The following is a 336-nucleotide window of genomic DNA, read 5'->3' as shown; positions in this document are numbered from 1 at the left end:
GCCCGACCCAACTCATCGGCGAGGTGCGACAGCCGATCCCGGCCGAACCGGCCGGCTTGAGCGGTATGACTGCGAGTACAAGCGCAACGGCACCGCCAACCCGTTCGTCTTCCTCGACGCACACCGCTCCTGGCGCAAAGTCAAGGTCACCGAGCGGCGCGCTGCGGAAGACTTTGCCCATTCCATGCGCGACCTCGTCGATATCCATTACCCGCAGGCCGAACGCGTCAGGGTAGTGCTCGACAATCTGTCAACCCACTCGGCCGCCGCGCTCTACCAGGCTCTGCCTGCTTCAGAGGCGCGACGCGTCCTTCGACGGCTGGAATTCCACTACAC

The 336-nt window shown here is 64.6% G+C and carries 1 pseudogene; it reads left to right on the top strand.

Annotation, left to right across the window (positions count from 1 at the left end):
• Positions 1-336: pseudogene (locus AC07FD_RS20645) on the top strand (transposase); the annotation flags it as partial.

It is taken from the genome of Mesorhizobium waitakense, from assembly GCF_056431085.1.
This window is presented reverse-complemented; position numbering and strand designations above follow the sequence as displayed.